The sequence below is a fragment of the Pseudomonas sp. FH1 genome (genome assembly GCF_000510895.2).
GTDB lineage: Bacteria > Pseudomonadota > Gammaproteobacteria > Pseudomonadales > Pseudomonadaceae > Aquipseudomonas > Aquipseudomonas azotoformans_A.
Map to the genome: position 1 here is coordinate 1 of NZ_AOHM01000094.1, position 2,449 is coordinate 2,449.

Annotated in this window: 3 protein-coding genes; all 3 read right to left on the minus strand. The window is 58.6% G+C overall.

Annotated elements, in window-relative coordinates; genetic code table 11:
- Positions 1-30: 30 nt before the first annotated feature.
- A complete protein-coding gene (locus H096_RS24370) occupies positions 31-1,620 on the minus strand; it encodes an IS66 family transposase (RefSeq protein ID WP_033901900.1) in 1,590 nt (529 codons plus the stop codon).
- A 61-nt stretch (positions 1,621-1,681) separates the two neighbouring features.
- A complete protein-coding gene (tnpB, locus tag H096_RS34600; RefSeq protein WP_033901901.1) occupies positions 1,682-2,017 on the minus strand; it encodes an IS66 family insertion sequence element accessory protein TnpB in 336 nt (111 codons plus the stop codon).
- Positions 2,014-2,346: a transposase gene (locus tag H096_RS24380; RefSeq protein ID WP_033901902.1), complete on the minus strand. Its 333-nt coding sequence runs from the start codon at positions 2,344-2,346 to the stop codon at positions 2,014-2,016. Before H096_RS24380 ends, tnpB begins: the two co-directional genes overlap by 4 nt.
- Between the last annotated feature and the right edge of the window lie 103 nt (positions 2,347-2,449).

Here is a 2,449-nt window from a genome sequence, read left to right on the forward strand (position 1 = left end):
GTATGCGTCCGGGCATCACCCCTTGCGTAACTAAACCGGCTGCCACCTATGCGGCAGCAACTCCTCAATTTCACTCGCCCGCTGCGTCGGCAGACGCGTGAGGACGTCCTTCAAGTAGGCATACGGATCATGCCCATTCAGTCGCGCCGACTGGATGAGGCTCATGATGGCTGCCGCCCGTTTTCCACTTCGCAACGAGCCTGCAAAGAGCCAGTTCTTGCGCCCAAGAGCCCATGGCCGGATCTGGTTCTCACACCAATTGTTGTCTATGGGCACAGCCCCGTTATCAAGATAACGCGACAACGCCGTCCAGCGTTTGAGGCTGTAATCGAGCGCCTTGCTGATGGCCGAGCCGTTGGGCACAAGGTCGCGCTGGGCGATCATCCAGGTGTGTAACGTAGCCATCACCGGAGCTGCTTTTTCTTGCCGTATTCGGCGGCGTAAGTCCGGCTCCAGGTCACGGACTTCATTTTCGATTTCGTACAACAACTGGATATAGCGCAAGCCTTGTTCAGCGATATGGCTCTTGTTGGTCGCGTGCAGCTCGAAGAACTTTCTCCGGGCATGGGCCATGCAGCCGATCTCGGTTACACCGAGTTCGAAGCTGGCCTTGTAGCCACCGAAATCATCACAGACCAGTTGGCCTTTCCAGTCTTGCAGGAAGTTTCGGGCATGCTCTCCGGCGCGGCTGAGGCTGAAGTCGTAGACCACCGCCGCCGTTTCGCAGAACTGGCTGGTGGCATAGGCCCAGACATATGAGCGATGGGTTTTATTCAGACCCGGCATGAGCATTTGTACCGGCGTTTCATCGACATGAACGACCGGGTGTGCGAGTACAACATCGCGCAGTGCATCAACCAATGGCTGCAATTGCACACCGCAGGCCCCCACCCATTGAGCCAGCGTCGAGCGCGGGATCGCCAAGCCGGCACGGCCAAAAATCGATTCCTGGCGGTAAAGGGGCAAATGATCGGCAAACTTGGCGATCATGACATGAGCCAACAACCCAGCGGCCGGGATGCCTTTGTCGATGATCTGTGCCGGTACCGGTGCCTGGATCAGTGTTTCGCAGTCATCGCAGACCCACTTGCCACGCACATGGCGCTCGACGGTAAACACGCCAGGCGTGTAGTCCAGTTTTTCGCTGACGTCTTCGCCGATACGTTTAAGTGCGCAGCCGCATGGGCAGTGAGTGTTGTCCGGTTCGTGATGGATCAGCGTGCGCGGAAACTCCGCTGGTAATGCAGTGCGCTTGGGCTTCTGTTTGGTCTCGGTCGGTGCCGGGGCGAGTTGTAACGTTTGAAGCTCAGCCTCGATCGCCGCGATATCGGTGTCGATCAAGTCATCGAGCAAGCTGGCCTGCTCCGGGTGCATCTGCTCGCTGCGCTTGGCGTACTTGAACCGCTTGAGCTGCGCGATCTCGTGGGTCAGCTTCTCGATGAGGGTTTTGTCGTGATGGATTTTCTTGCCCATCGTCTCGACCGTTTTGCCGAGGGTATCGACTGTCTTGCCCAGCGTATCCACCTCTTGATCGAGGGTGCCGACACGCTGCATTAACTGCGCGGCCAGTGCGCGCAGTTGTTCGGGTGTCAGGTGGTCAAGATCGGGGAGCGAAGTCATGCCGCTGATTGTGCCAGAGCCGGCACTCAGCGGCGATCAGCCTATAGGTGAATGGCGGGTATCAGAGCATCGTGATTGCAGCGTTTGAACCGACCCGCTGCCACGGCAGACCCAGTACCAGAGCCTGAAGTTGTTCAGTATCGAGTTCGGCTTGCGGGCCATGGCGTATGCCCGGCCAATGAAACTTGCCTTGATGCAGCCGACGCGCTGCAAGCCAAACACCCACACCGTCATGGACCAGCACTTTCATGCGAGTGGCGCGGCGATTGGCGAACAGATAAGCGCAGTGCGGCTTCGCCGCACCGAACACGTCAATCACCCGGGCCAATGCAGTCTCGGTGCCGGCACGCATGTCCATAGGCTCGGTGGCGAGCCAGATAGCATCGATGCGAATCATCGCAGCAGGTCTCGCAGAAAGGTCGCACAGGCAGCGGCGTTCTCGGTCGGCCAGTTCACTTTGACGGTGCCACGCGGGTGTGGGATTTCCAGACAGATAGCCGATGCCGCGGCTTGCGAAGTTGCTCCGGCTGGTGGCACGGGCAGCGGAATGAAAGCAGGTTGCAGTGCGGTGGTTTTCTGCGCTTGCACTCGAATCCATTTATGGACGAGGTTCGCGTTGAGACGGTGGCTCAGTGCGACATTGGCAATCGAGGCTCCGGGCTGGGCACATTCGTGAATGACCTGGGCCTTGAAGGATTTGGAGTAGGAGCGGCGTTGTGGCTGCATGAAAAGACCCGCTTAAAAGGCTAGAAAGGGTGTCCACTTAAATTAGGTGGACACCATCGCCTTTGGCGCCGGGGACAGGAAGGGGGGTTGGCCGGACGCATAC

What these genes read in the sequence shown, in the direction of transcription:
- H096_RS24370 (WP_033901900.1), bottom strand. Translation starts at nt 1,620, where the DNA reads ATGACTTCGCTCCCCGATCTTGACCACCTGACACCCGAACAACTGCGC.
- tnpB (WP_033901901.1), bottom strand. Translation starts at nt 2,017, where the DNA reads ATGATTCGCATCGATGCTATCTGGCTCGCCACCGAGCCTATGGACATG.
- H096_RS24380 (WP_033901902.1), bottom strand. Translation starts at nt 2,346, where the DNA reads ATGCAGCCACAACGCCGCTCCTACTCCAAATCCTTCAAGGCCCAGGTC.